This window comes from Aeromonas sp. L_1B5_3, from assembly GCF_963866575.1.
Lineage (GTDB): Bacteria > Pseudomonadota > Gammaproteobacteria > Enterobacterales > Aeromonadaceae > Aeromonas > Aeromonas jandaei.
In genome coordinates this window covers 63807-88308 of the sequence record NZ_CAWMDN010000123.1, presented here as the reverse complement: position 1 = coordinate 88308, position 24502 = coordinate 63807, and the positions used below count along the sequence as shown (strand labels likewise).

27 protein-coding genes are annotated in these 24502 nt (G+C 57.4%); 23 read left to right on the top strand and 4 right to left on the bottom strand.

What is annotated here, in order from left to right; translation table 11 throughout:
* Positions 1–24: 24 nt before the first annotated feature.
* Positions 25–813: a cytochrome C assembly family protein gene (locus AACR93_RS15060; RefSeq protein WP_033114091.1), complete on the bottom strand. Its 789-nt coding sequence runs from the start codon at positions 811–813 to the stop codon at positions 25–27.
* A gap of 203 nt (positions 814–1016) precedes the next feature.
* On the opposite strand from AACR93_RS15060, the gene ffh reads away from it, so the two are divergent.
* The 5 genes from ffh (at position 1017) to rplS (ending at position 4535) form a co-directional block, all read left to right on the top strand.
* Positions 1017–2393: a signal recognition particle protein gene (gene ffh / locus AACR93_RS15055; RefSeq protein ID WP_043851183.1), complete on the top strand. Its 1377-nt coding sequence runs from the start codon at positions 1017–1019 to the stop codon at positions 2391–2393.
* A 183-nt stretch (positions 2394–2576) separates the two neighbouring features.
* Positions 2577–2825: a 30S ribosomal protein S16 gene (gene rpsP / locus AACR93_RS15050; RefSeq protein WP_033114062.1), complete on the top strand. Its 249-nt coding sequence runs from the start codon at positions 2577–2579 to the stop codon at positions 2823–2825.
* A gap of 24 nt (positions 2826–2849) precedes the next feature.
* Positions 2850–3371 (top strand): ribosome maturation factor RimM, encoded by a 522-nt coding sequence (gene rimM, locus AACR93_RS15045; protein ID WP_033114063.1) that lies wholly within the window; start codon positions 2850–2852, stop codon positions 3369–3371.
* Between the two features lie 34 nt (positions 3372–3405).
* Entirely contained in the window at positions 3406–4155 is a 750-nt protein-coding gene (gene trmD, locus AACR93_RS15040; protein WP_005308699.1) for a tRNA (guanosine(37)-N1)-methyltransferase TrmD, read from the top strand.
* Positions 4156–4187: 32 nt separating this feature from the next.
* Entirely contained in the window at positions 4188–4535 is a 348-nt protein-coding gene (gene rplS, locus AACR93_RS15035) for a 50S ribosomal protein L19 (RefSeq protein WP_005308701.1), read from the top strand.
* A gap of 108 nt (positions 4536–4643) precedes the next feature.
* Here rplS and AACR93_RS15030 read toward each other — a convergent pair whose 3' ends face one another.
* Positions 4644–4967 (bottom strand): isoamylase early set domain-containing protein, encoded by a 324-nt coding sequence (locus AACR93_RS15030; protein ID WP_043851182.1) that lies wholly within the window; start codon positions 4965–4967, stop codon positions 4644–4646.
* Positions 4968–5047: 80 nt separating this feature from the next.
* Positions 5048–5722 (bottom strand): DNA mismatch repair endonuclease MutH, encoded by a 675-nt coding sequence (gene mutH / locus AACR93_RS15025; protein WP_043851181.1) that lies wholly within the window; start codon positions 5720–5722, stop codon positions 5048–5050.
* 732 nt (positions 5723–6454) lie between these two features.
* Between mutH and rppH the strand changes: the two genes are divergently transcribed.
* The 8 genes from rppH (at position 6455) to AACR93_RS14985 (ending at position 14059) form a co-directional block, all read left to right on the top strand.
* Complete coding sequence (rppH, locus tag AACR93_RS15020) at positions 6455–6985, top strand: RNA pyrophosphohydrolase (protein WP_033114066.1); 531 nt, start codon at positions 6455–6457, stop codon at positions 6983–6985.
* Positions 6986–6999: 14 nt separating this feature from the next.
* Positions 7000–9276 (top strand): phosphoenolpyruvate--protein phosphotransferase, encoded by a 2277-nt coding sequence (gene ptsP / locus AACR93_RS15015; protein ID WP_043851180.1) that lies wholly within the window; start codon positions 7000–7002, stop codon positions 9274–9276.
* A gap of 71 nt (positions 9277–9347) precedes the next feature.
* Positions 9348–10175, top strand: coding sequence for a prolipoprotein diacylglyceryl transferase (lgt, locus tag AACR93_RS15010; RefSeq protein WP_033114068.1), 828 nt, complete (start codon positions 9348–9350; stop codon positions 10173–10175).
* Complete coding sequence (gene thyA / locus AACR93_RS15005) at positions 10172–10966, top strand: thymidylate synthase (protein WP_041209091.1); 795 nt, start codon at positions 10172–10174, stop codon at positions 10964–10966. Before lgt ends, thyA begins: the two co-directional genes overlap by 4 nt.
* Before the next feature lie 225 nt (positions 10967–11191).
* Entirely contained in the window at positions 11192–12382 is a 1191-nt protein-coding gene (gene nhaA, locus AACR93_RS15000; protein ID WP_033114070.1) for a Na+/H+ antiporter NhaA, read from the top strand.
* Positions 12379–12786, top strand: a complete 408-nt coding sequence (locus AACR93_RS14995; RefSeq protein ID WP_043851179.1) for a hypothetical protein — start codon at positions 12379–12381, stop codon at positions 12784–12786. The genes nhaA and AACR93_RS14995 overlap by 4 nt, the downstream gene beginning before the upstream one ends.
* The gene (nhaR, locus tag AACR93_RS14990) at positions 12773–13705 is read left to right on the top strand and encodes a transcriptional activator NhaR (protein WP_043851178.1); all 933 of its coding nucleotides are present in this window, start codon (positions 12773–12775) and stop codon (positions 13703–13705) included. The genes AACR93_RS14995 and nhaR overlap by 14 nt, the downstream gene beginning before the upstream one ends.
* A 51-nt stretch (positions 13706–13756) precedes the next feature.
* A complete protein-coding gene (locus AACR93_RS14985; protein ID WP_033114073.1) occupies positions 13757–14059 on the top strand; it encodes an ArsR/SmtB family transcription factor in 303 nt (100 codons plus the stop codon).
* Positions 14060–14107: 48 nt separating this feature from the next.
* Here AACR93_RS14985 and rpsT read toward each other — a convergent pair whose 3' ends face one another.
* Entirely contained in the window at positions 14108–14371 is a 264-nt protein-coding gene (gene rpsT, locus AACR93_RS14980; protein WP_005308808.1) for a 30S ribosomal protein S20, read from the bottom strand.
* Positions 14372–14562: 191 nt separating this feature from the next.
* On the opposite strand from rpsT, the gene murJ reads away from it, so the two are divergent.
* From murJ to AACR93_RS14930, 10 genes are all read left to right on the top strand, one after another.
* Positions 14563–16128 carry a murein biosynthesis integral membrane protein MurJ gene (murJ, locus tag AACR93_RS14975; protein WP_043851177.1) on the top strand — a complete coding sequence of 522 codons (1566 nt, stop codon included), beginning with the start codon at positions 14563–14565 and terminating at the stop codon, positions 16126–16128.
* Positions 16129–16269: 141 nt separating this feature from the next.
* A complete protein-coding gene (ribF, locus tag AACR93_RS14970; RefSeq protein ID WP_043851176.1) occupies positions 16270–17244 on the top strand; it encodes a bifunctional riboflavin kinase/FAD synthetase in 975 nt (324 codons plus the stop codon).
* On the top strand, positions 17244–20105 hold the full coding sequence (ileS, locus tag AACR93_RS14965) for an isoleucine--tRNA ligase (protein WP_043851175.1): 2862 nt from the start codon (positions 17244–17246) through the stop codon (positions 20103–20105). Before ribF ends, ileS begins: the two co-directional genes overlap by 1 nt.
* Positions 20105–20602, top strand: a complete 498-nt coding sequence (gene lspA, locus AACR93_RS14960; protein WP_043851174.1) for a signal peptidase II — start codon at positions 20105–20107, stop codon at positions 20600–20602. The genes ileS and lspA overlap by 1 nt, the downstream gene beginning before the upstream one ends.
* Complete coding sequence (gene fkpB / locus AACR93_RS14955) at positions 20599–21051, top strand: FKBP-type peptidyl-prolyl cis-trans isomerase (RefSeq protein ID WP_042030732.1); 453 nt, start codon at positions 20599–20601, stop codon at positions 21049–21051. The genes lspA and fkpB overlap by 4 nt, the downstream gene beginning before the upstream one ends.
* The gene (gene ispH / locus AACR93_RS14950; protein WP_043851173.1) at positions 21051–21986 is read left to right on the top strand and encodes a 4-hydroxy-3-methylbut-2-enyl diphosphate reductase; all 936 of its coding nucleotides are present in this window, start codon (positions 21051–21053) and stop codon (positions 21984–21986) included. The genes fkpB and ispH overlap by 1 nt, the downstream gene beginning before the upstream one ends.
* Before the next feature lie 110 nt (positions 21987–22096).
* Positions 22097–22504, top strand: a complete 408-nt coding sequence (tppA, locus tag AACR93_RS14945) for a type IVa pilus pseudopilin TppA (protein ID WP_033114080.1) — start codon at positions 22097–22099, stop codon at positions 22502–22504.
* Positions 22505–22507: 3 nt separating this feature from the next.
* Positions 22508–23077 (top strand): type IV pilus modification protein PilV, encoded by a 570-nt coding sequence (gene pilV, locus AACR93_RS14940; RefSeq protein ID WP_042030728.1) that lies wholly within the window; start codon positions 22508–22510, stop codon positions 23075–23077.
* Entirely contained in the window at positions 23074–24072 is a 999-nt protein-coding gene (locus AACR93_RS14935) for a PilW family protein (protein WP_082044126.1), read from the top strand. Before pilV ends, AACR93_RS14935 begins: the two co-directional genes overlap by 4 nt.
* Positions 24069–24491 (top strand): pilus assembly PilX family protein, encoded by a 423-nt coding sequence (locus tag AACR93_RS14930; RefSeq protein ID WP_043851172.1) that lies wholly within the window; start codon positions 24069–24071, stop codon positions 24489–24491. Before AACR93_RS14935 ends, AACR93_RS14930 begins: the two co-directional genes overlap by 4 nt.
* The last annotated feature ends 11 nt before the right edge of the window (positions 24492–24502 follow it).

The window sequence follows — 24502 nt, the reverse complement described above, 5'->3', positions numbered from 1 at the left end:
TGTGGATGGTGTAACTAACGGTTATCAGCTCAGCAGCACTTCTTTGACGAAGCGGCTGCCGAAATAGGCCAGGGTCAGGATGACGCTGCCGATCAGGCTCAGGGTGACCACCTTGCGGCCACGCCAGCCATAGGTGTGATGGCCCCACAAGAGCAGTACGTAGATACACCATGCGATGATGGAGAGCACGGCCTTGTGGGATTTGCCTTGGGCGAACATGTCTTCGAGGAAGAACAGGCCCGAGGCGATGGAGAGGGTCAGCAGCAGCACGCCGGCGGAGATGAGCTGGAACAGCCGCTTCTCGACGGTCATCAAGGGGGGCATGGCTGGCAACTGGCTGATCTTTCTCGACTTGAGCTGCTTGTCCAGACAGGCGAGCTGAAGGGCAAAAAGGCAGGCGATCATCAATACCGAGTAGGCCATCAGTGCCAGACCGATATGCAGCAACAGCTGGGGATGGGCCTCAAGATGGGTGATATAGCGCCCGGGTATGAGGGCACTGGCCGCCAGCAGCAGCGCCGAGAAGCTGTAGACCACCGGCAGCAGGATCCAGCCGTTGAAGCGGCGGGTGATGCAGGTCATGAAGGTACTGATGATAAGGCTCACCAGCGAGGCCACGTTGAGCATGCTCAGGTTCTGGCCGGAGCCTTGCAACACCTCGGTTCCGAGGGCGGTAGCGTGGGCGATCAGGGCCAGTCCGATGCAGGCAAAGAGGGAGCGCTGTCCTACCGGCTTGGCGCTCAGTAACAGATGCAGGGAGGCGATGATGGCCAGCAGATAAAACGCCAGGGCCAGAACAGAGATTACGATCATAACCAGGTCGTTGATGCACAAGCTTTTGAGGGTAAGAGGGGCAGTATACCTTGCACGCGAAATGCTCGCCAGTTGTGCAATGGCCGATCCGCCCATATATAGGTATGAAGCATCGATGAGCGGCAGTGCGGCGAATAATCGTCCTCGCGGCTGCTCTGGGTTATAATGCCCCCCATTTACAACGCCAAGAACCGGAATGCGTCATGTTTGAGAATTTGACAGAACGACTCTCGCGCACCTTGCGCAATGTCAGTGGCCGCGGCCGCCTGACCGAAGAGAACATCAAGGAAACCCTGCGCGAAGTCCGCATGGCGCTGCTCGAGGCGGACGTCGCCCTGCCGGTCGTGCGTGATTTCGTGGCGCGCGTCAAAGAGCGTGCCGTCGGCCAGGAAGTGGCCAAATCCCTGAGCCCGGGTCAGGCGTTCATCAAGATTGTGCACGGCGAACTGGTCACCGTAATGGGTGAGGCCAACGAGCAGCTCAATCTGGCGGCCCAGCCGCCCGCCATCATCCTGATGGCCGGTCTGCAGGGGGCCGGTAAAACCACCACGGTCGGCAAGCTGGCCAAGCTGCTCAAAGAGCGCAGCAAGAAGAAAGTACTGGTCGTCAGTGCCGACGTTTACCGCCCTGCGGCGATCAAGCAGCTGGAAACCTTGGCGGGCGATATCGGCGTCGACTTCTTCCCGAGCGATGCCAGCCAGAAGCCGGTCGACATCGCGACTGCCGCCATCGATCAGGCGCGCAAGAAATTCTATGACGTGGTGATCGTCGATACCGCCGGTCGTCTGCACGTCGATAGCGAGATGATGGCCGAGATCCAGGATCTGCACGCCACCATCAAGCCGGTCGAGACCCTGTTCGTGGTCGATGCCATGACCGGTCAGGATGCCGCCAACACCGCCAAGGCGTTCAACGAGGCGCTGCCGCTCACCGGCGTGATCCTCACCAAGGCGGACGGCGACGCCCGCGGCGGTGCCGCCCTGTCGGTACGCCATATCACCGGCAAGCCGGTCAAGTTCATCGGTATGGGTGAAAAGACCGATGCGCTGGAGCCGTTCCATCCGGATCGTCTCGCCTCCCGTATCCTCGGCATGGGCGATGTGCTCTCTCTGATCGAAGAGGTGGAGCGCAACGTCGATAAAGAGAAGGCTGCTAAGCTGGCTAGCAAGGTCAAGAGCGGCAAGGGCTTTGACCTTGAGGATTTCCGCGAGCAGCTGGCCCAGATGCGCAACATGGGTGGCATGATGGGGATGCTGGACAAGCTGCCCGGCATGTCCGGTCTGCCTGACAACATCAAGGATCAGATGGATGACAAACTCACCGTGCGGATGGAGGCCATCATCAGCTCCATGACGCCGAAGGAGCGAGCCCATCCCGACCTGATCAAAGGCTCTCGCAAGCGCCGTATCGCCGCAGGCTCCGGCATGCAGGTGCAGGACGTGAACAAGCTGCTCAAGCAGTTCACCGAGATGCAGCGCATGATGAAGAAGATGTCCGGCAAGGGCGGCATGCGTAAAATGATGAGCCAGATGAAGAACATGCTGCCACCTGGATTTGGTGGCGGTCGCGGCCCGTTCTGATTATCCGCGCTGACGTATTGCATGAGGGTCTGCCGGTGGCAGACCCTTTTTCATTGCTGCTCTGAGCAAAAAATGGCTGGCTTGGTTGCATTTATTACGAATCCAAGTAGAATTATGCGGCTTATTTTAAGCTAGGGTCCGCGTGTTTGCGGGCCTTGTTCATTAGATGTTAATGAGGACGATATGGTAACCATTCGTTTACAACGTGGTGGCGCGAAAAAGCGTCCGTTCTACCAGGTAGTAGTTGCTGACAGCCGTAACGCCCGCGACGGTCGTTTCATCGAGCGCGTTGGTTTCTTCAACCCGGTTGCTGCTGGTCAAGCTGAAAAGCTGAACCTGGACCTGGCTCGTATCGAGCATTGGGTTGCTACTGGTGCCGCTGTTTCTGAGCGCGTTGCCAAGCTGATCAAAGACGCTGCCAAAGCTGCTTAATCAGTCAAACGGTAAGGAGTTAAGGTGGAAAAACCTGTAGTTCTGGGCACCCTGGGTACCGTATACGGCATCAAGGGGTGGCTTAAAGTGAACTCCTTCACCGATGTTGCCGAAGCGATTTTCGATTACAACCCCTGGCTGATTAATCAGAACGGGGCGTGGCGTGAAATTCGGGTTTCATCCTGGAAACGTCACAACAAGGGTCTGATCTGCAAACTCGATGGTATCGATGTGCGCGAGGATGCCCTGGCATTGACCAATGTCGAGATTGGCGTAGCCGCCGATCTGTTGCCTGCGTTGCCCGAGGGCGAGTTCTACTGGCGTGACCTGATTGGTTGCTCGGTAGTAACCACCAAGGGATACGACCTGGGCAAGGTGACCGAATTGATGGAAACCGGCTCCAACGATGTGTTGGTGGTTGAGGCCAATGTAAAAGATGCCTTTGGTGCAAAGGAGCGGTTGATTCCGTTCCTGGAAGAGCAGGTGATCAAGAATATTGATCTGACTGCTCGAACAATCGAAGTTGATTGGGATCCTGGTTTCTAGTTTCCCGCGGTAACACGAGTGCCGGAGGTTTCTTATGTGGATTGGGGTTATTAGCCTCTTCCCTGAAATGTTCCGAGCCATTACCGAGCACGGGGTAACGGGTCGGGCCGTCAAGAGTGGCCTGCTGCAGATTGAGTGCTGGAACCCCCGGGACTTTACCCACGACAAACACCGTACGGTCGATGATCGTCCTTATGGTGGTGGGCCCGGCATGTTAATGATGGTTCAGCCGCTGCGTGACGCGATTCATGCAGCCAAGCAAGCGGCGGGAGACGGGGCGAAAGTCATCTATCTCTCCCCTCAGGGACGCAAGCTGACTCAAGCGGGCGTAACCGAGTTGGCGACGAATCAGAAACTGATTCTGGTAGCCGGTCGATACGAAGGTATCGATGAACGCGTGATACAAACCGAAGTCGACGAAGAGTGGTCTATCGGGGATTACGTGTTAAGTGGTGGCGAGTTGCCTGCCATGACCCTGATCGATGCGGTTTCGCGTCTGGTTCCAGGAGTCTTGGGTGATCAGGCCAGTGCCGAGCAGGACTCCTTTACGGATGGCTTGCTGGATCATCCCCACTATACTCGGCCGGAGGTGTTGGATGGGCTGGCGGTGCCCGAGGCGCTGACAAGCGGCAATCACGAAGTGATTCGACGCTGGCGTCTCAAGCAATCGCTCGGACGAACCTGGCAAAGAAGGCCGGAACTTATTAACAACCTAGCTCTGACTGACGAGCAAGAATCACTTCTTGCCGAGTATGTCCGCGAAGTGCGTGACAGCGTTAAGTAGAGTTTTCAGTTTATCCTAGGTAAGGAAAGACAATGAGCAAGATTATTCAGCAGCTTGAACAAGAGCAAATGCGTACCGACATCCCGGCTTTTGCCCAGGGCGACACCGTACGTGTTCAAGTTCGTGTTAAAGAAGGTGGTAAAGAGCGTCTGCAGGCTTTCGAAGGCATCGTAATTGCCAAGCGTAACCGCGGTCTGCACTCTGCTTTCACCGTTCGCAAGATCTCCAACGGCGAAGGTGTTGAGCGTGTATTCCAGACTCACTCTCCGCTGATCCACAGTGTAGAACTGAAGCGTCGTGGTGATGTTCGCCGCGCCAAACTGTACTACCTGCGCAACCTGTCCGGTAAAGCTGCTCGTATCAAAGAGAAGCTCAACTAATTCGATTCGAATTGGTGTCGATATGTCGGCGAAAAGCTCGACAGGTAGTGAAAAGGCTCGCCAATGGCGAGCCTTTTTTGTATCCGTCTATGGGCTATCTGGTTGCCGTTACTGGTTCACTCGCACCACCGAATTGTCGCGGCCGTAGGGGCTGGGTACGTAGGCATCGGCTTGCCAGTCATTCTCGTAAAGGGTCTCTCCCTCCGGAGTGATGAACTGGTAGCAATACTCGAAACTCTCCGGCCCGTCGGTCGGCAGGTTGAGGGTGGCCTTGAACTCACCGCTCTTCATGCGCTTCAATTCGACCGGTTGCCACTGGGTGAACTCGCCGATCAGCATCACCTGCTGCGCGCCTGCTGCGGCCTCTTTCTCGACGGCGAAGGTCACCTTGACCTCTGGTTTGGACTTGAGAAACTGCTTGGTAAGTGGCATGACGCCTCCTTGTCTGTGAGTTAAAAATGGATCCTGCCTATTTTTATACCACCTTATGACAAAGATGTTGATAAAGCAGATCAAACTGGCAGGGCAAAATAGCGTTGCAGCAGGCTATGGGTGAAATCGATCTTGAGATAAAAGCCGCGGGGCAGGGTCATAATCGGTTGACCATCGCGACCGATGGCGCGAGTCAGCGCCTTGTTGTTGGCGGCCTTGGGGCGCAGCTGCATCACCTGGCCGTGGCGTGCGCTGATCTGCTCCACCTCTCCCAGCACTATCATGTCCATCAGCTCCTCCCAGTCCTGGCGCAGCAGCCGATCTTCCTCCTCGCTGGGGCTCCACATCAGCGGCATCCCTACTCGCCGCCCGCCAACCGGGATCTCGCGGCTGCCTTCCACCGGGATCCAGAGCACTCGTGACAGCTTGTTGCGCACGTTGGACTCCTCCCAGCGCTGACCGCTGACGCCGATCAGCGGTGCGACGCAGACAAAGGTGGTTTCCAGCGGTCGCCCCTGAGGATCGACCGGGATCGTCTTGAGCTCGATCCCGAGATCCGGAAAGTCCTGCTCCGGCTTGCTGCCGGCACTGGCCCCCAGCTGCAGCTCGATCAACTGGCCCACCCACCCCTTGTCCCGGCGCAGATCTCTGGGGACCGCCACACCAGCTTCGGCGGCCAGCTGCGCCAGCGTGAAGCCTGCCATGGCGTAGGCACGGCTCAGCAACTCCTGTTCGGATTGGGGATTGTTTGGCATGTTTGGCTCCATATTGCTCGACCTATTCTAACAGGGCAGGATCCAGGGAGGATCGCTGTTTTTATAACCGATCCTGAGTGGATAAGGGTAAATGGGGATAATTCGGCTATGTAGGTCTTATGATTATGATTTTAAATAAATTTGTCTTTTTTATCGAGCAAGGATATTCAGCCGATCCGGGTCAGAAATAGTTGTCCAAGGGTTTGCGGATGATGTTACACACAGTTATCCACAGAAATCTTGGATAAGTGGCATAAAGTGGGAGGAGTATCTGATATGTTACAAAAAATTGTGAATTCTACCCCATTTTCATCGAGGAAACAGGGCAGATATTGTGCCACTCCTGTGGATAATTTGGCCTTGGCGGATCTTTGAGCAGTAGAACTTGTTCACAATCGTCGTCGCGGATCCTGCGTGAGAAAAACCATGGATCCAGATCCAGTTGTTTGTGTTTAACTATATGTATAATAAATAAAAATTAGTTTTAACTCTGATCTGCGAGGTGATAGTCTGTTTTTCACTTACAGTTAAAAAGTACTGTATATACCAGCTTGCTCACAGGCTTATGCACAGTCTGGGTGGGCAACTTGGTAGAGCAGATCTTCCCGTTTGTTTATAAGTATGTGTGAAATTGAAAGTTATTCATGAACGCCGGGTGTCACTCCTTGTTTGCTGCCACGAAGTGAATGTGGAACAATCTCTTTATAGATTCAGCCTTTATAAGGTGATCACGTGATTGATGGCGACGGATTTCGTCCCAATGTCGGTATCGTGATCTGTAACCGTGAAGGACAGGTGTTGTGGGCTAAACGCTATGGGCAGCACTCCTGGCAGTTTCCGCAGGGGGGAGTTGATGATGGTGAAACGCCGGAACAGGCCATGTATCGCGAGCTGTATGAGGAGATAGGCCTCAAGCCCGAAGATGTGACCATTATGGCCACCAGTCGTAACTGGCTTAAATACCGTTTACCCAAACGTCTTGTCCGCTGGGACAGTTCACCGGTCTGTATTGGCCAAAAACAAAAATGGTTCCTGTTGCAGCTCAATTCGGGCCGAGAGTCGCGGATCCAGTTCGGTTGTCATGGTCATCCCGAATTTGACGACTGGCGCTGGGTCAGCTTCTGGTACCCGGTACGCCAGGTCGTCTCGTTCAAGCGGGAGGTTTACCGCCGGGTCATGAAGGAGTTTGCTCCGCTGGCGATGCCGGCGCCGGCAGTGCAGCAGGTCAACAAGAAGGATGGGCGGCGCAACCGCGCTCGCTAAGGAGCACAGATTAGTTGTTAACGGAACTGAGACGTATCGTCGAGAGCATGGCCGGGGCCAACACCCTGGAACAGGCCTTGCAGGCACTGGTGAGCCAGACCCGGCACGCCATGGTGGTGGACTGCTGCTCTGTCTACGTTTCGGAACCCGAGATGCGCCGCTACCGGCTGGCGGCGACCGATGGTCTTGCCCCTTCGGCGGTCGGCAAGGTCACTCTGCCCTTCGAGCAGGGTATCGTCGGTCTGGTCGGTCAGCGGGAAGAGCTGATCAACTTGGCCGATGCCCCTGCACACCCCAGCTTTAAATTCCTGCCAGATGTCGCCGAAGAGGCGTTTCGCTCATTTCTGGGCGCCCCCATCATGCACCAGCGTCAGGTGGTCGGCATTCTGGTGGTGCAGCAAAAAGAGAGCCGCCGTTTCGATGAGGGGGAAGAGTCCTTCATGGTCACGCTGGCGGCCCAGCTGGCAGCGCATATCGCTCAGGCACAGGCCAAGGGGTGGCTGCAGAAGACTGACTGGAGCAAGCCGCTGCGCGGTATTGCCGGTGCTAGCGGTATTGCCATGGCCAAGGCCTGGGTGTGGCGGCCGCGCAAGGCGCTCTCTTCAATCACTCCGCGCAAGGATGAAGATCATGCCGGCCAGCTGGAACGGCTGGAGTTGGCGGTAGAAGAGGTTCGCCACGATCTGGAGAGCCTGGCGCTGCGCTTTCGCGAGAGTTACAGCGAAGATTCTGTCGCCATCTTCGACATCTATCTCCATTTACTCGCCGATCCCGGCTATATCAAGCCGATCCGCAGCAAGGTGAGCAAGGAGCACTGGACCGCGGTCTCCGCCGTCAAGCTGGTCAGCGATCGCCTCATCGAGCAGTTCAAGGGGATGAAGGATCCCTACCTGCAGGAGCGATCCACCGATGTGAAGGATATCGCCCAGCGCCTCATCAGCCGCCTGGTGCAGAACGAGCCGGAGCATATTTCCATCGGTGAGCCTGTGGTGCTGGTCGCCGACGAGGTGACGGCCACCATTCTGGCGGAAGTCCCCCGCGAATACCTGACCGGGGTGGTCTCGCTCAAGGGGGGCACCAACTCCCACGCAGCCATTCTGGCCCGCGCCATGGGGGTGGCCGCCATCATGGGGGTGGATCTGCCACTCGGTGATATCGGTGGCCGCATGCTGGTCGTCGATGGCTATAGCGGCGATCTCTTCATCGAACCCAATCAGGTGATCCTGACCGAGTATCGCCAGTTGCTGAGCGAAGAGCGGGCACTCGACAGTCTGGTGCGCAGCGTCGACAACCAGCCTTCGGAGACGGCGGACGGTACCAAGGTCTCCCTGCTGCTCAACGCCGGGCTCAGCGCCGATACCGAGATCTCTCTCAATCATCTGGCGGACGGGGTCGGTCTCTATCGCACCGAAATTCCCTTCATGCTGCAGGACAGCTTCCCCTCCGAGTGGGAGCAGACTGCCCGCTATCGCGGCATTCTCGAGACCTATCGCAACCGGCCGGTCTGCATGCGGACGCTGGATGTGGGTGGTGACAAGCAGCTGCCCTATTTCCCCATCGTCGAGGAAAATCCCTTCCTTGGCTGGCGGGGGATCCGGCTCACACTGGATCACCCCGAACTGTTTCTGGTGCAGCTCAAGGCGATGTTGCGGGCCAGCGAAGGGCTCGACAATCTGGCCATCATGCTGCCGATGATCAGCAGTGTCAGTGAAATCAAGGCGTCCCGCCGTCTGCTGGATCAGGCGTGGCGCGAAGTATCGGAAGAGGCTGCCAGCCGCAATGCCGAGATCCGTTACCCCAGTCTCGGGGTGATGATCGAGGTGCCCTCAGCCCTCTTTATCTTGCCGGAGATGGCACCGCTCATCGACTTCTGGTCGGTGGGCAGCAACGATCTGACCCAGTACCTGCTGGCGGTGGATCGCAACAACTCCCGCGTCGCCAACATCTACGATGCGTTCCATCCGGCGGTGATCCGCGCGTTGCAACTGCTGGTCGATGCCTCCAACCGCTATCAGAAGCCGGTCTCGGTCTGCGGCGAGCTGGCTGGTGATCCGGTCGGTGTGCTGTTGCTGCTGGCCATGGGCTATCGCCGCTTCAGTATGAACACCCACAACATCGCCCGGATCAAGTACGTCCTGCGCCAATCGACCTTGAGCGAGCTGACCGAGCTGCTGGCCGATGGCCTCAAGCACGACAATCCCCACGTGCTGCGCGGTCTGTTTGCCCGCTATCTGGAAGAGCACGGTTTGGGCGGTTTGCTGCGGGCCGGCCACAAACCGAAAATCGGTTGATTGATAAACATGCCTTGTCCCTGCTGGCGAATGATCGGAAAATGCGGCTTTTCTTATGACTGGGGCCGCTTATGCAGCACGATGGATATTGGGTTTTCTCGCAGATTGATCCCGTAGCATTCAGTTTGGGACCACTATCGGTACGCTGGTATGGTCTCATGTACCTGTTCGGTTTTGCATTTGCCATGTGGCTGGCTGGCCGTCGCGCCGATGCGCCGAACAGCGGCTGGACACGCAACGAGGTCTCTGACCTGCTCTTCTACGGCTTCCTCGGGGTGATCCTGGGTGGTCGTGTCGGTTACGTACTTTTCTACAACTTCGATCTCTTCCTCGCGGATCCGACCTACCTGTTCAAGATCTGGACCGGCGGCATGTCGTTCCACGGCGGTCTGATCGGGGTCATCACTGCCATGATCTGGTTTGCCCACAAGACCAAGCGCCACTTCTTCACCGTGGCCGACTTTGTGGCACCGCTTATTCCGTTTGGCCTCGGCGTAGGCCGTATCGGCAACTTCCTTAACGGCGAGCTGTGGGGCCGGATCACCGATGTGCCCTGGGCCATCATCTTCCCGGAGGCCGGCCCCGAGCCGCGTCATCCCTCTCAGCTCTACCAGTTCGCGCTGGAAGGAGTGGTGCTGTTCATCATCCTCAACCTGTTCTGGCGCAAGAACCCGCCGCGCGGTGCCATCTCCGGCATGTTCCTGCTGTTCTACGGCCTGTTCCGCTTCCTGGTGGAGTTTGTCCGCCAGCCAGACAGCCAGCTGGGCCTCTATTTCAACGAGATCAGCATGGGCCAGATCCTCTCCACTCCGATGATCTTCATCGGTGCCCTGATGATTTGGGTTGCCTACAAGCGCCCGCAGCTGTTCGGTAACGCCGTGAAGGAGGCAAAGCAATGAGAGCCTATCTCGACCTGATGCAGAAGATCCTGGACGAGGGGGCCGTCAAGTCCGATCGCACCGGCACTGGCACCGTCTCTCTGTTCGGTCATCAGATGCGCTTCAATCTGGCGGAGGGTTTTCCGCTGGTGACCACCAAGAAGTGCCACCTGCGCTCCATCATTCATGAGCTGCTCTGGTTCCTCAATGGCGACACCAACACCGCCTATCTGAAAGAGAACGGCGTCAGCATCTGGGATGAGTGGGCCGACGAGAACGGCGATCTGGGGCCGGTTTATGGCGCCCAGTGGCGTTCCTGGCCGACCGCCGATGGTGGCGTGGTGGATCAGATCCAGAAAGCGGTGGATGACATCAAGCACAACCCGGATTCGCGCCGCATCATCGTCTCCGCCTGGAACGTGGGCGAGCTGGACAAGATGGCGCTGGCGCCCTGCCATGCCTTCTTCCAGTTCTATGTGGCGGACGGCAAGCTCTCCTGCCAGCTCTACCAGCGCAGCTGTGACGTGTTCCTCGGCTTGCCGTTCAACATTGCCAGCTATGCTTTGCTGACCCATATGATGGCCCAGCAGTGTGGTCTGGAAGTGGGCGACTTTGTCTGGACCGGCGGCGATGTGCACCTCTACTCCAACCACATGGAGCAGACTGCGTTGCAGCTAACTCGTGAGCCGCGTCCGCTGCCAACTCTGGTGATCAAGCGTAAGCCGGATTCCATCTTCGATTACAAGTTCGAGGATTTCGAGATAGAGGGTTACGACCCCCATCCCGGCATCAAGGCGCCCGTCGCCATCTGATTGCAAGGCGCCCCAGGGCGCCTTTTTTATGCTTAAAAACAGTTAGATATTCATTTTTGTGATTGAAAATCGAGAACTGGCCACACCACTATGAAAGATGCCTTTGGCGGAGCTGTTTTGCTTTTACTTCGGTTTTTTCGTTGTATTGGGCAGTAAGAAACGATTTTCCAAGAGTTGTTATCGGTTATAGACTCAACGTAAAGTAATTCTGTGGATATTTTAACCATGAGCGACGTAATCAAAAAGTTCCTGAAGCTGGAGGCCGCCTCCGGAATTATTCTGATCATGGCGGCCATGCTGGCAATGATATTGGCCAATTCCGGCCTCTCTGGCAGCTACCAGGCCTTCCTCGATACGCCGGTGCAGGTACGCATTGCGGCACTGGATATCGACAAGCCATTGCTGCTCTGGATCAACGATGGCTTCATGGCGATCTTCTTCCTGCTGGTCGGGCTCGAAGTGAAGCGCGAGATGCTGGAAGGGGCGCTCTCATCACGGGTGCAGGCGACCTTCCCGGCCATCGCTGCGGTGGGCGGTATGCTGGCTCCAGCCCTGATCTACGCCTTCTTCAACTACTCGGATGAAGTGGCGCGCGCTGGCTGGGCGATTCCTGCCGCGACTGATATTGCCTTTGCCCTCGGGGTGATGGCGCTGCTCGGCAAGCGGGTGCCGGTGAGCCTCAAGGTATTCCTGCTGGCGCTGGCCATCATGGATGATCTCGGCGTCATCATCATCATCGCGCTGTTCTACACCCAGCAGCTGTCGCTGGCAGCATTGACGGTCGGTATTCTGGCGACCCTGACGCTGTTCTGGATGAACCGCCGCGGTGAGGATCGGATCAGTCTCTACATGCTGGTCGGTCTGGTGCTCTGGGTGGCGGTGCTGAAATCCGGTGTCCATGCGACCCTGGCTGGCGTGGTGGTTGGTTTCATGATCCCGCTTAACGGCAAGCGCTATGCCTCGCCGCTCAAGCATCTGGAGCATGCCCTGCACCCCTGGAGTGCCTACCTGATCCTGCCGCTGTTTGCCTTTGCCAACGCGGGGGTATCGCTGGAGGGGATCGGTCTCTCATCCCTGCTGAGCCCGGTGCCCATGGGCATCATGCTGGGGCTGTTTATCGGCAAGCCGCTCGGGGTATTCACCATCAGCTGGCTGTCGGTCAAGTTGGGTGTGGCGCAGTTGCCACCGGGAGTCAACTTCAAGCAGATCTTTGCGGTCAGCATCCTCTGTGGCATTGGTTTTACCATGTCGATGTTTATCGCATCGCTGGCATTCGAGCATGGTGGGCTGGATTACGGCAGCTACTCTCGCCTCGGTATTCTGGTGGGATCCACCCTGGCGGCGGTAGTTGGTTATCTGGCCTTGCGATTGGCTCTTCCCAAGTGTGACGGGGATCAGAGTGCGGAGGGACTATGAAAAAACAGGTATGGCTGGCAGTAATGTTGCTAAGCCCGCTGGCATGGGCGGGCGGGTTTGAAGATTGCAGGCAGGATGCCGCTTCGGCAAGCTGCTCTGCCTATCTCAACGGTGTGGTGGATAGCGCCGTGCTGCTGGGGGACAAGCAGGCCAAGGCCCGCTTTGGCGAGACCTTCTCCGAGCGGGCGCTGAGCAGCCGGGCAGGGGAGATGGTCAAGCGTTCCAACAAACGCTACTGCGGTGAGCGACAACCCGACAAGGCGCGGCTCAAGGCTGACCTGATGGCGCAGTTCGGCGCGAACAAGGTTGACTCGGTCAGCGACATGTATGACATTCTGGCGGTTGAACTCAGCTGCTACCGGAGCCCGCGCCAGGCGGGAACCCCATCGGATGTCACACCTTAACTACAACCATCTCTACTATTTCTGGATGACGCAGAAGAAGGGCTCTGTCACTCAGGCGGCAGAAGCCCTTTTTTTGACCCCGCAGACGGTGACCGGCCAGATCAAGCTGCTGGAGCAGCGTTTGGGCGGCAAGTTGCTCAAGCGCAAGGGTCGCACCCTTGAGGCCACCGAGCTGGGCCAGCTGGTGTTTCGCTACGCCGACAAGATGTTCAGCCTCTCCTACGAGATGCTCGATATCGTCAACTACCGCAAGGAGAGCCAGATCCTGTTCGACGTCGGCATCGCCGATGCCCTCTCCAAGCGCCTTGCCAGTCGCGTGCTGCTCTCAGTCATTCCCAATGACGGCTCTATTCACCTGCGCTGCTTCGAATCGACCCACGAACTGCTGCTGGAGCAGCTGAGCGAGCACAAGCTCGACATGATCCTCTCCGACTGTCCGGTGGATTCCAGCCAGCATGCGGGCTTGCTCTCCAAGCGGCTTGGTGGCTGCGGTGTCAGCTTTTTCTGCAAGGCGCCGCTGCCATCGCTCCCTTTTCCGGCCTGTCTTGAAGAGCGCAAGTTGCTAATCCCGGGACGCCGCACCGCCATGGGGCGCCAGCTTACCCAGTGGTTTGAACAGCAGGGGGTCTCTCCCAGTATTCTCGGCGAGTTTGACGATGCGGCACTGATGAAGGCGTTTGGCTTCTTCAATCAGGGTATCTTTATGGCCCCCACCATCTATCGGGAGGAGATCCTCGAGGGGGAGGGGGTGATGCTGATCGGAGAGACCCAGGATCTGATGGAGGAGTACTACGTCATCTTCGCCGAGCGGATGATCCAGCATCCGGCGGTAAAACGGGTGTGCGAGAGTGATTTCACCTTCCTCTTTGCCGGGGAGGAGAACTTCTCCGCCATCCAGCCAGCGTCCCTGTCGTTTTAAAACGGCGCGCCACCACGTATCATCGGCGATGAGTGGCAGAGGAGAGATGTGATGCAACTTGAAGAGATGGAAGCCAGTGCGGGTCAGGCGGTCGCCCTGCTCAAGGCGCTGGCCAACGAGCGGCGGCTCTTTATCCTGTGCCATCTGCTGGAGCGGGAGCTGTCGGTGGGGGAGCTCAACGAGCGGTTGGGATTGAGCCAGTCGGCCTTGTCACAGCATCTGGCATTGCTGCGGCGCGATGAGCTGGTCAACACACGAAAAGAGGCCCAGACGGTCTACTATTCGCTGCGCAGCCACGAGGTGCGCGAGATGATCACCTTGCTGCATCGGCTTTACTGCAGCGCAGATAAATAAAAAACCGGCACTAGGCCGGTTTTTTCAGCTTTTATCAGCAGAAGCTGATTAAGCCATAGCTTTGATCTGGGCAGACAGGCGGCTCTTGTGACGAGCAGCTTTGTTCTTGTGGATCAGGCCTTTGGTCGCCATACGATCCATGATCGGCTGAGCAACAGCGAAAGCGGCAGTCGCGGCAGCTTTGTCGCCAGAGGCGATAGCAGCGATGACTTTCTTCAGGTAGGTACGGGTCATGGAACGACGGCTGGCGTTGTGCTGACGGCGTTTCTCTGACTGAAGAGCGCGCTTCTTAGCAGATTTGATGTTAGCCAAGGTAAAACTCCTAAAACTGTCTTAGCGAGTGTATTGAAAAGGCCCGGAAATATGCCTTCCCAACCACATATTGTCAAATGATTTGTGCAAATAAACACCGCCCCCCGGTGGTGTGTCAGATGGGAGACGGTTAAACTGTCGGCCGATTCTAGCAGCATTCTTTTCATTCTGACAGTTCCAGAGGCCTCGTCTTGAGTAAGAAATTGATCAAATCCGGAATTATTGTGTCCGGAATGACGTTGGCATCCCGTGTGATGGGCTTGGTGCGCGATGTGGTCATCGCCAATCTGCTCGGTGCCGGGGTTGCCGCAGACGTCTTCTTCTTTGCCAATCGCATTCCCAACTTCCTGCGTCGTCTGTTCGCAGAAGGTGCCTTCAACCAGGCCTTTGTCCCCGTGATGACCGAGTACCGGAAAAAGGGCGATGAGAGTGAAGTACGCGAGCTGCTGGCTGCGGTGGCGGGGACTCTCGGCGGGATAGTGACTGTGGTCACCCTGCTCGGGGTGCTGGGCTCCGGCGTACTGACCGCCCTGTTTGGCTGGGGCTGGTTCTGGGACTGGCTCCATGGCGGGCCGGCCGCCGAGAAATTCGAGATGGCGAGCCTGATGCTCAAAATCACCTTCCCCTACCTCTGGTTCATCACTTTTACCGCCATGGCGGGGGCCATTCTCAATACTTTCGGTCGCTTCGGGGTCTCCTCCTTTACGCCGATCTTTCTCAACATCACCATGATCGCCGCTGCCTGGTGGATCTCGCCCTGGCTGGACGATCCCGAACTGGCGCTGGCCATCGGTGTCTTCCTCGGTGGTCTGGTGCAGTTCCTGTTCCAGTTCCCGTTCCTGCGCCAGATCAACATGCTGGTGTGGCCCAAGTGGGGTTGGCACCATCCGGGGGTCGTGAAGATCCGCACCCTGATGATCCCGGCGTTGTTCGGGGTATCGGTCAGCCAGATCAACCTGTTGGTCAACACCATGCTTGCCTCGTTTCTGGCGACCGGCGCCATCAGCTACCTCTACTACTCGGATCGCTTGCTGGAGTTCCCGCTCGGCATGTTCGGTGTCGCCATCAGCACCGTCATTCTGCCGGCATTGGCCAAGAAGCACGTGGATGCCGATCCGGCCGACTTCTCCCGCACCATGGACTGGGGGGTTCGGATGGTGATGCTGCTCGGTTTGCCCGCCATGGTGGGGATTGCCGTGCTGCGTGAGCCGATCCTGCGGGTGCTGTTCATGCGCGGCGAGTTCGGCTTGCATGAGGTGACCATGTCGAGCGCCAGCCTGCTGGCATCCACCTCCGGTTTGCTGTCGTTGATGCTGATCAAGGTGCTGGCGCCCGGTTATTACGCCCGTCAGGACACCAGGACGCCGGTGCGGATCGGGATGATCTCTATGGCCGCCAACATGGTCTGCAACCTCCTCTTCATCTATCCGCTCGGTTACGTGGGGCTGGCGCTCTCGACCGCCTGTTCGGGCACGCTGAACGCAGCCCTGCTGTTCAAGGGACTCCATCAGCAGAGCGTCTACCGGCCTTCCCGCCATACCGGGGTCTTTTGCCTCAAGTTGCTGACGGCGAGCCTGCTGATGGGGGGAGTACTCCTCTACCTGTCGCCAGACCTGACCCAATGGGGGGAATGGAGCATGGGCAAGGCGAGCCTGCAGCTGACCATGTTGCTGGTGCTGGGGGGGGCCATCTATGCAGGTGTCCTGTTGGCACTGGGGATCCGGCCAAAAGATCTGAGAGCGGGTCGTGATGATTGACCCGTGTCCGAGGCTTGAAGGCGCCAAGTGAGTTGGTATTTCGGCCCCGAGAGCTGAAATCGGGGCCGCAACAGGGCTGACCCTGATGGCCGCCTGATATATAATCCGGCGATTTCGACAGCAGCAACGCACAAGGCAGCGATGGAGCTTATTCGCGGTATTCACAATCTCAAGCCCCGTCACCGGGGATGTGTATTGACCATTGGCAACTTTGATGGGGTTCATCAGGGTCACCATGCGGTGCTGGCACGTCTCAGGGAGAAAGCGGCCCAGCTGGGATTGCCCGCCTGCGTCATGTTGTTCGAGCCGCAGCCGCTGGAGCTGTTTGCCGGTAGCGAAGCGCCGGCGCGCCTGAGCCGCTTGCGCGAAAAGTATGAGGCGCTCAAGGGGCTGCAGATCGACCGCATGCTCTGCGTGCGCTTCAGTCACCGCTTTGCCGGTCAGGCTGCAGCCACCTTCATCGAGCAGCTGCTGGTCGAGAAGCTTGGCGTGCGCTATCTGGTGGTCGGCGACGATTTTCGCTTCGGCAAGGGGCGGGAAGGGGACTTCCACCTGCTGGAGGCGGCGGGCCAGCGCTTCGGTTTCGAGGTGATCAGCACCCAGAGCTTCCAGCTATCCCGTCAGCGGGTCAGCAGCACGCTGGTGCGCGAGGCACTCAAGGCGGGCCGCATGGCGGAGGTGGAGCTGATGCTCGGCCGTCCTTATGCCATCAGCGGCCGGGTGGCCCACGGCGACAAGCTGGGGCGCACCATAGGTTTTCCCACCGCCAATCTGGCCCTCAAGCGTCAGGTAATCCCGGTCGGTGGCGTGTTTGCGGTGGAAGTGATATGTTCCGGCAAGACCTTCCCCGGTGTAGCCAATGTGGGTGTACGGCCGACCTTGAGCGGTACACAAGCCAGATTGGAAGTACATCTGTTTGATTTTTCTGGTGACCTTTACGGTCAACAGGTCAAGGTGCTGCTTCGCCACAAGCTGCGCGAAGAGCAGAAATTTGACTCTTTCTCTGCCTTGAAAGAGCAGATCGAACGAGATGCCCTGGCGGCCCGAGCCTGGTTCGGGCTGCCGCAATTTCATTTACCCAGCACTCTTTTAGAAAAGAAGGGAACCCAGGACTGATGAGCGACTATAAACATACCCTGAATCTTCCGGAAACCGAGTTTCCGATGCGTGGCGATCTGGCCAAGCGCGAACCCAACATGCTGAAACGTTGGTACGATCAGGATCTCTACGGCGCTATTCGCCGCGCCAAAGCGGGCAAGCCTTCTTTCATTCTGCACGATGGCCCCCCCTATGCGAACGGCAACATTCACATCGGTCACTCGGTCAACAAGATCCTCAAAGACATCATCATCAAGTCCAAGGGCCTCTCTGGCTTCGATTCCCCCTATGTGCCGGGTTGGGATTGCCACGGTCTGCCTATCGAACTGAAAGTAGAAGGCATGGTCGGCAAGCCGGGCGAGAAGGTTTCCGCTGCCGAATTCCGCGCCGAGTGCCGCAAATACGCCAAAACCCAGATCGAAGCGCAGAAGACCGACTTCATCCGTCTGGGCGTGCTGGGTGACTGGGAACACCCCTACCTGACCATGGATTTTGGCACTGAAGCCAACATCATCCGCTCCATGGCCAAGATCGTTGAAAACGGCCACCTGCACAAAGGCTCCAAGCCGGTGCACTGGTGTACCGATTGCGGCTCCGCGCTGGCTGAAGCCGAGGTTGAGTACTACGACAAGAACTCCCCCTCCATCGACGTGCGCTTCAAGGCCGTCGACGAAGCTGCCGTTGCCGCCAAGTTTGACTGCGCCGAAGGCCACACCGGCAAAGGCACTCTCTCTGCCGTGATCTGGACCACTACCCCGTGGACCCTGCCGGCCAACCGCGCCATCGCCATGCACGCCGATCTGGACTACGCACTGGTACAGGTTGAAGGGGAGAACCCCGAGCGTCTGATCCTGGCCGCCGAGCTGGTCAAGGACGTGATGGATCGCGCCGGTATCGAGCACTACCACAACCTGGGCTACGCCAAGGGTGCGGCTCTTGAGCTGCTGCGCTTCAACCACCCCTTCTACAGCTTCGATGTGCCGGTGGTGCTGGGTGATCACGTCACTCTGGATGCCGGTACCGGTGCCGTTCACACCGCTCCTGGCCACGGTCAGGAAGACTTCGTGGTCGGTCAGAAGTACGGTCTGGAAGTGGCCAACCCGGTTGGCAGCAACGGCGTCTATCTGCCGGATACCGAACTGTTTGCCGGCCAGCACGTATTCAAGGCCAACGCAGCGGTCGTTGAAGTGTTGACCGAGCGTGGCGCCCTGCTGCACCACAAGGTGTTCAACCACTCCTATCCGCACTGCTGGCGTCACAAGACCCCGATCATCTTCCGTGCTACCCCGCAGTGGTTCATCAGCATGGAGCAGAAGGGTCTGCGCAAGCGCGCGCTGGAAGAGATCGAGCGTATCGAGAAAGAGGGCATTGCCCAGCACGGTCAGAGCGGCTGGGTGCCGGCATGGGGTAAAAACCGTATCCAGGCGATGGTCGAGAACCGTCCTGACTGGTGTATCTCCCGTCAGCGTACCTGGGGTGTGCCCATCTCCCTGTTCGTTCACAAGGAGACTCAGGCACTGCATCCAGAATCCGTACGCCTGATGGAAGAGGTGGCCAAGCGGGTCGAGCAGTCCGGCATCCAGGCCTGGTGGGATCTGGACAAGGCCGAGCTGCTGGGCGCCGATGCCGACAATTACGAGAAAGTGCCTGACACCCTTGATGTCTGGTTTGACTCCGGTTCTACCCATGCCTCCGTGGTCGATGCCCGTCCCGAGTTCAACGGCAAGCCAGCCGACATGTATCTGGAAGGTTCTGACCAGCACCGTGGCTGGTTCATGTCCTCCCTGATGATCGGCGTGGCCATGAAAGACAAGGCTCCCTACAACCAGGTGCTGACTCACGGCTTCACCGTGGATGGTCAGGGCCGCAAGATGTCCAAGTCCATCGGCAACGTGGTGAGCCCGCAAGACGTAATGAACAAGCTGGGTGCCGACATCCTGCGTCTGTGGGTAGCGAGCACTGACTACACCGGCGAGATGACCGTCTCCGACGAGATCCTCAAGCGCTCTGCCGATGCTTATCGTCGTATTCGCAACACTGCCCGCTTCCTGCTTGCCAACCTGAACGGCTTCAATCCGGCGACCGACATGGTGGCGCCTGCCGACATGGTGGTAGTGGATCGCTGGGCTGTGGGCCGTGCCAAAGCGGTACAGGCCGAGATCGTGGCTGCGTTCGACGAGTACAACTTCCACGGCGTGACCCAGAAGCTGATGCAGTTCTGCTCCATCGAGATGGGCTCCTTCTATCTGGATGTCATCAAGGACCGTCAGTACACCGCCAAGGCCGACAGCCTGGCACGTCGCTCCTGCCAGACCGCCCTCTATCACATCGCCGAGGCCATGGTGCGCTGGATGGCGCCGATCATGAGCTTCACCGCCGACGAGATCTGGGCCCTGCTGCCGGGCGAGCGCGGTGAGTTCGTCTTCACCGAGGAGTGGTACGATGGCCTGTTCGGGCTGGAAGCGGGCGAAGTGCTGAACGACGAGTTCTGGGCCGAGATCCTCACCGTGCGCGGTGAAGTGAACAAGGCGCTGGAAGTGGCTCGTGGCGAGAAGCGCATCGGCGGTTCCCTGCAGGCCGAGCTGACCCTGTTCGCCAAGCCGGAGCTGGCAGCGCGTTTGAACGCGCTGGCCGATGAGCTGCGCTTCGTGCTGCTCACCTCCAAGGCCAAGGTGGTCAGCGTCGATGCTGCACCGACAGATGCTGTGGCGACCGAGCGCGATGACCTGTGGCTGAGCGTGGCCCAGTCTGCCGCCGCCAAGTGCGACCGCTGCTGGCACCATGTAGAGGACGTGGGCACCATCGCGGGTCACGAAGAGATCTGTGGCCGCTGCGTCACCAACGTCGAGGGTGACGGCGAAACGCGTCAATTTGCTTGATGAACATGACTCAACATAAAAGCGGCCTGCGTTGGCTGTGGCTGGCGGTGCTGGCCTTTGTTCTGGACCAGGCGAGCAAGCTCGCCGTGGTCAAGTTGCTGCCATTTGGTTACCCGGGGGTGGAGATCACCCCCTTCTTCAACCTGGTTCATGTCTACAACAAGGGCGCAGCTTTCAGCTTCCTGGCTGATCAGGGGGGCTGGCAGCGCTGGTTCTTTGCCCTGCTCGCTTTTGCCATCTGTGGATTGCTGATCCACTGGTTGCGCAAGCAGTCGGTTGCTCAGCGCTGGAGCGGCATCGCCTATTCGCTGATCATTGGCGGCGCCCTCGGCAACGTCTTTGATCGACTGGTGCTGGGCCATGTGGTCGACTTCCTCGATTTTTACTGGGGTTCCGCTCACTGGCCTGCGTTCAACCTGGCCGACAGCTTCATCTTTATCGGTGCCGCAATGATCGTGCTGGATGGCTTTCGTGGCGAGAAAAAGGAGCAGGCATGAGCCAGCAGATCACCGCTGACAGCAGCGTGCTGTTTCACTTCACCATCAAGCTGGAAGATGACTCGGTGGCCGACAGCACGGCGCTGCATGGTAAACCGGCCCGTCTGCGGATGGGCGATGGCAGTCTGACGCCAAGCTTCGAGCAGTGCCTGCTGGGGCTGCGCGAAGGGGAGAGCAAGAGCTTTACGCTGGCGCCGGAGGAGGCCTTTGGCCTCTCCAACCCCGACAACATCTACCATCTGGATCGCGCCAAGTTTGGCGCCGATGTGGAGCCCAAGGTTGGCACCATCATCCTGTTCGACCAGCCCAACGGCAGCGAGCTGCCGGGGATCATCCGTGCGGTGGAAGGGATGTCGGTCACGGTCGATTTCAACCACCCCCTGGCCGGTCACACCGTCACCTTCGAGGTGGAGATCCTGGGGGTTGATGACGAGGAGAAGGTTCACTGATGGATATTCTGCTGGCTAACCCCCGTGGCTTCTGCGCCGGTGTCGACCGTGCCATCAGCATCGTCGAGAGTGCGCTGGAGAAGTTCGGTGCTCCCATCTATGTTCGTCACGAAGTGGTACATAACCGCTATGTGGTGAACAAGCTGAAAGATGCGGGTGCCGTCTTCGTTGAAGAGCTGGACGAGGTACCGGATGACAGCATCGTTATCTTCTCCGCCCACGGTGTCTCCAAGGCGGTGCGCGAGATGGCCAAGTCCCGCGCCCTCAAGGTATTCGATGCCACCTGTCCGCTGGTGACCAAGGTTCACATGGAAGTCCATCGCGCCAGCCGCAAGGGCTCCGAAGCCGTGCTTATCGGTCATGCCGGCCACCCCGAGGTGATCGGCACCATGGGTCAGTACGAGAATCGCGAGGGGGGCATGTATCTGGTGGAGACGCCGGAAGATGTGGCCAAACTCAAGGTGAAGAACCCGGATGACCTCTGTTTCGTCACCCAGACCACCCTGAGCGTGGATGAGACCTCGGATGTCATCGATGCGCTGCGCAAGCACTTCCCCAACATTCAGGGGCCGCGCAAGGATGACATCTGCTACGCCACCCAGAACCGTCAGGATGCGGTGCGGGAGATGGCGGGGCTGGTGGAAGCCATGCTGGTGGTGGGGTCACGTAACTCCTCCAACTCCAACCGTCTGCGGGAGCTGGCCGAGAAGGTGGGCGCCAAGGCTTACCTCATCGATGACGCCTCCATGATCGAGGCCGACTGGCTGGCAGGGGTCAAGGCGATTGGCGTCACTGCCGGAGCCTCCGCCCCCGAGGTGCTGGTGCAATCCGTCATTACTCGCCTGCGCGAGCTGGGCGGCAAGGTGGTCGCCGAGCATCCCGGTCGCGAAGAGAACGTGGTGTTTGAAGTACCGCCGGAACTTAGAATCATTTGAGTGACGCCAGCAAGGCTTAAGAATAAAGTGCAATGATATTGACGCCGGGTTTGTTCTAGTGACAGGCTCGGCGTTAAACTTATGAAGCAGTCTGTCACCAAGGATGGGATATGATTGGATACTTTCGTGGCTTTTCTCTTATTGAGTTGATGGTTGTTGTCGCCATTGTGGCGATCCTTGGCACCATCGCTTATCCCGCTTATCAGCAATATTTGCTGACCAGTCATCGTGTCGATGCGAAAAAGATGCTGCTCGATGCCGCCAACCGGCAAGAGAGCTATTTTATGGACTTCAATCAGTACGCCTCTTCGGCGTCGGCACTCAATATCTCTGACAATTCAGATTCCGGTTTTTACCATCTGGTTATTTCTGCTGCCGCTAATACCTATACCCTGACTGCGACAGCCTCAGGTGCACAGGGATCTGACCGAGACTGCATTATTTTCTCTATCGACCAAAATGGCACCAAGAGCGCAAAAAATATCAGCAATGCAACCAACAATAATTGCTGGAACTAGGTCATGAAACGCACAGGTTTTGATAGTGTGCCCTCCGGTTTCAGCCTGCTTGAAGTGATGATTGCTGCTGTTGTGCTCTCTTTTGGCCTGCTGGGGCTGGTCGCCATGCAGGCGCAATCCAAATTCGCAGGATATGAGGCGAGGCAACGCACCATAGCCAGCTGGCTGGCAAACGACATGGTGGAGCGGATCAAGGTCAATCGAGCTATCTGGGAGGCGCAAGCCAGTAATACCTGGATCGTCAGTTCGAGTACATCATCGCTACCATCCTGTGCCAATGCTGATGGCACCATGAGCAACTGCAGTGATGCCAATATGCTGGCGCTCGATCTCTACTACTGGCGTCAGTCCCTGATAGGTAGTGCCGCATCGGGGGCGGGCTCCACGCTCAACAATCCTGTCGGTTGCATCATCAAGGGGGCGAGTGACTCGCTGACCGTGGCCATTTTCTGGGCTGGTCGCAAGGCTTCCCATGATGGTTCAAGCGCTATCGCATCAGCCACAACCAATGCTTGCGGCATATCCGGGGTCGACTTGACGAGGCGTCAATACGTATTGACGACCACCTTATGAATAACCGTGGCTTTACCTTGGTGGAATGGCTGATTGCTATGGTGATCGGTGTTTTTCTGCTAGGTGGTGTGCTGAGTGTGTTCGTTGCTTCCAGAACGACTTCTGAAGATGCGTTTGACCAGAGTGAGTTGCAGGAAAATGGGCGATTGGCGATGCGTCTGATAGCCCAAGATCTCAAGTGGGCCGGTTTTTGGGGCGATTATACCGGTATGCCGATGCAGCTGAACTCAGGGGTAACGATAACTTCTGGTGCTGTTATTACTTCTAGCAAAGATTGCTTGGATGAGCGTGGTGAAGGAAGTTTCCCATCAGCATCCGCACCAGCACGTGGTGTATGGGCGACACATATTGATGCCAACAAGCTGATCACAGGCAATGCATTCAGCTGTATTGTATCGGCCAACAGGGTTGCGAATTCAGACATCATCAGCATCAAGCGGTTGATAGGTTTCCCCTTGGCAGACAGTGCACTCTCTGCAAATAGGTTCTATATGGCAACGACGCCTCAGTCTGCTGTTATATTTCGCGGCAATGAAGCCCCTCCTGATAATACTGCTATGCCAAATAGACAGTTATGGGAGTACCAGCATTACATCTACCATATTGTGGATAACAGTGGAGTCCCTGAATTACACAAGCGCATGCTGACTGCCAACGATGGATCATGGGATATATCTGGCGCACTGGCACAAGGTATAGAAAAAATAACTTTGCTATACGGTGTAGATACCAGTCCGGTTCAGGATGGGCGAATAGATAAATATGTATCAATCAGTTCTGTTGCAAGTAATGAATGGAATGAAGGACGGGTCATTGCTGCCCGTCTGTTTATTCTTGTTCGCTCTCTGCAAGCTTCATCAAAATATGTAAATAACAACACATATCAGGTTGGTAATATTCAGGTCGCCGGTAGCGGTGATGGTTTTCGGCGATTGCTTCTGGAGACATCCATTGCGTTGCGTAACCCTGCTGCCATTGCTGGAGGTGGCAAATGAGACGAACCAGAGGCGTTGCATTGATCGTGGCTTTGGTCATCCTGGTACCGCTGACCCTGATTGCTGTCGTGATGATGCAGTCCAGTGGTGTGGATCTCAAAATGGCGGGGGCTGCAGCCAGTTTACAGCAGGCTGAGCATCGGATTGAAGGGATGATAGAGAGTGCGTTATTGCAAGCTGGTCTGTCGAGCAAGATTGCGACAATGGGGGCCAGTTCTGCAATCTCGGTCAATGGAAATACGGTCAATATGGAACGGCGTGGTGAAAGTGTCTGCAAGCGAAAAGTGGATGCCAGTAGCCAGAATGTTATTCCTTCTTGTCGTTATGTTGAGCTGCAGGCTGCAGCAACATATGGCAAGAACAGTCGTGCAATGAATTGGACTGCTGGGGTAGAGCAACCCCTGTTAAAGGCGGAATAGGAGCATAGGAT

What these genes read in the sequence shown, in the direction of transcription:
- rpsP (WP_033114062.1), top strand. Translation starts at nt 2,577, where the DNA reads ATGGTAACCATTCGTTTACAACGTGGTGGCGCGAAAAAGCGTCCGTTC.
- nhaR (WP_043851178.1), top strand. Translation starts at nt 12,773, where the DNA reads ATGTCACACCTTAACTACAACCATCTCTACTATTTCTGGATGACGCAG.
- AACR93_RS15030 (WP_043851182.1), bottom strand. Translation starts at nt 4,967, where the DNA reads ATGCCACTTACCAAGCAGTTTCTCAAGTCCAAACCAGAGGTCAAGGTG.
- ribF (WP_043851176.1), top strand. Translation starts at nt 16,270, where the DNA reads ATGGAGCTTATTCGCGGTATTCACAATCTCAAGCCCCGTCACCGGGGA.
- AACR93_RS14935 (WP_082044126.1), top strand. Translation starts at nt 23,074, where the DNA reads ATGAATAACCGTGGCTTTACCTTGGTGGAATGGCTGATTGCTATGGTG.
- mutH (WP_043851181.1), bottom strand. Translation starts at nt 5,722, where the DNA reads ATGCCAAACAATCCCCAATCCGAACAGGAGTTGCTGAGCCGTGCCTAC.
- ileS (WP_043851175.1), top strand. Translation starts at nt 17,244, where the DNA reads ATGAGCGACTATAAACATACCCTGAATCTTCCGGAAACCGAGTTTCCG.
- lgt (WP_033114068.1), top strand. Translation starts at nt 9,348, where the DNA reads ATGCAGCACGATGGATATTGGGTTTTCTCGCAGATTGATCCCGTAGCA.
- AACR93_RS14985 (WP_033114073.1), top strand. Translation starts at nt 13,757, where the DNA reads ATGCAACTTGAAGAGATGGAAGCCAGTGCGGGTCAGGCGGTCGCCCTG.
- nhaA (WP_033114070.1), top strand. Translation starts at nt 11,192, where the DNA reads ATGAGCGACGTAATCAAAAAGTTCCTGAAGCTGGAGGCCGCCTCCGGA.
- pilV (WP_042030728.1), top strand. Translation starts at nt 22,508, where the DNA reads ATGAAACGCACAGGTTTTGATAGTGTGCCCTCCGGTTTCAGCCTGCTT.
- AACR93_RS14995 (WP_043851179.1), top strand. Translation starts at nt 12,379, where the DNA reads ATGAAAAAACAGGTATGGCTGGCAGTAATGTTGCTAAGCCCGCTGGCA.
- tppA (WP_033114080.1), top strand. Translation starts at nt 22,097, where the DNA reads ATGATTGGATACTTTCGTGGCTTTTCTCTTATTGAGTTGATGGTTGTT.
- AACR93_RS15060 (WP_033114091.1), bottom strand. Translation starts at nt 813, where the DNA reads ATGATCGTAATCTCTGTTCTGGCCCTGGCGTTTTATCTGCTGGCCATC.
- lspA (WP_043851174.1), top strand. Translation starts at nt 20,105, where the DNA reads ATGAACATGACTCAACATAAAAGCGGCCTGCGTTGGCTGTGGCTGGCG.
- fkpB (WP_042030732.1), top strand. Translation starts at nt 20,599, where the DNA reads ATGAGCCAGCAGATCACCGCTGACAGCAGCGTGCTGTTTCACTTCACC.
- AACR93_RS14930 (WP_043851172.1), top strand. Translation starts at nt 24,069, where the DNA reads ATGAGACGAACCAGAGGCGTTGCATTGATCGTGGCTTTGGTCATCCTG.
- rplS (WP_005308701.1), top strand. Translation starts at nt 4,188, where the DNA reads ATGAGCAAGATTATTCAGCAGCTTGAACAAGAGCAAATGCGTACCGAC.
- ffh (WP_043851183.1), top strand. Translation starts at nt 1,017, where the DNA reads ATGTTTGAGAATTTGACAGAACGACTCTCGCGCACCTTGCGCAATGTC.
- trmD (WP_005308699.1), top strand. Translation starts at nt 3,406, where the DNA reads ATGTGGATTGGGGTTATTAGCCTCTTCCCTGAAATGTTCCGAGCCATT.
- thyA (WP_041209091.1), top strand. Translation starts at nt 10,172, where the DNA reads ATGAGAGCCTATCTCGACCTGATGCAGAAGATCCTGGACGAGGGGGCC.
- ispH (WP_043851173.1), top strand. Translation starts at nt 21,051, where the DNA reads ATGGATATTCTGCTGGCTAACCCCCGTGGCTTCTGCGCCGGTGTCGAC.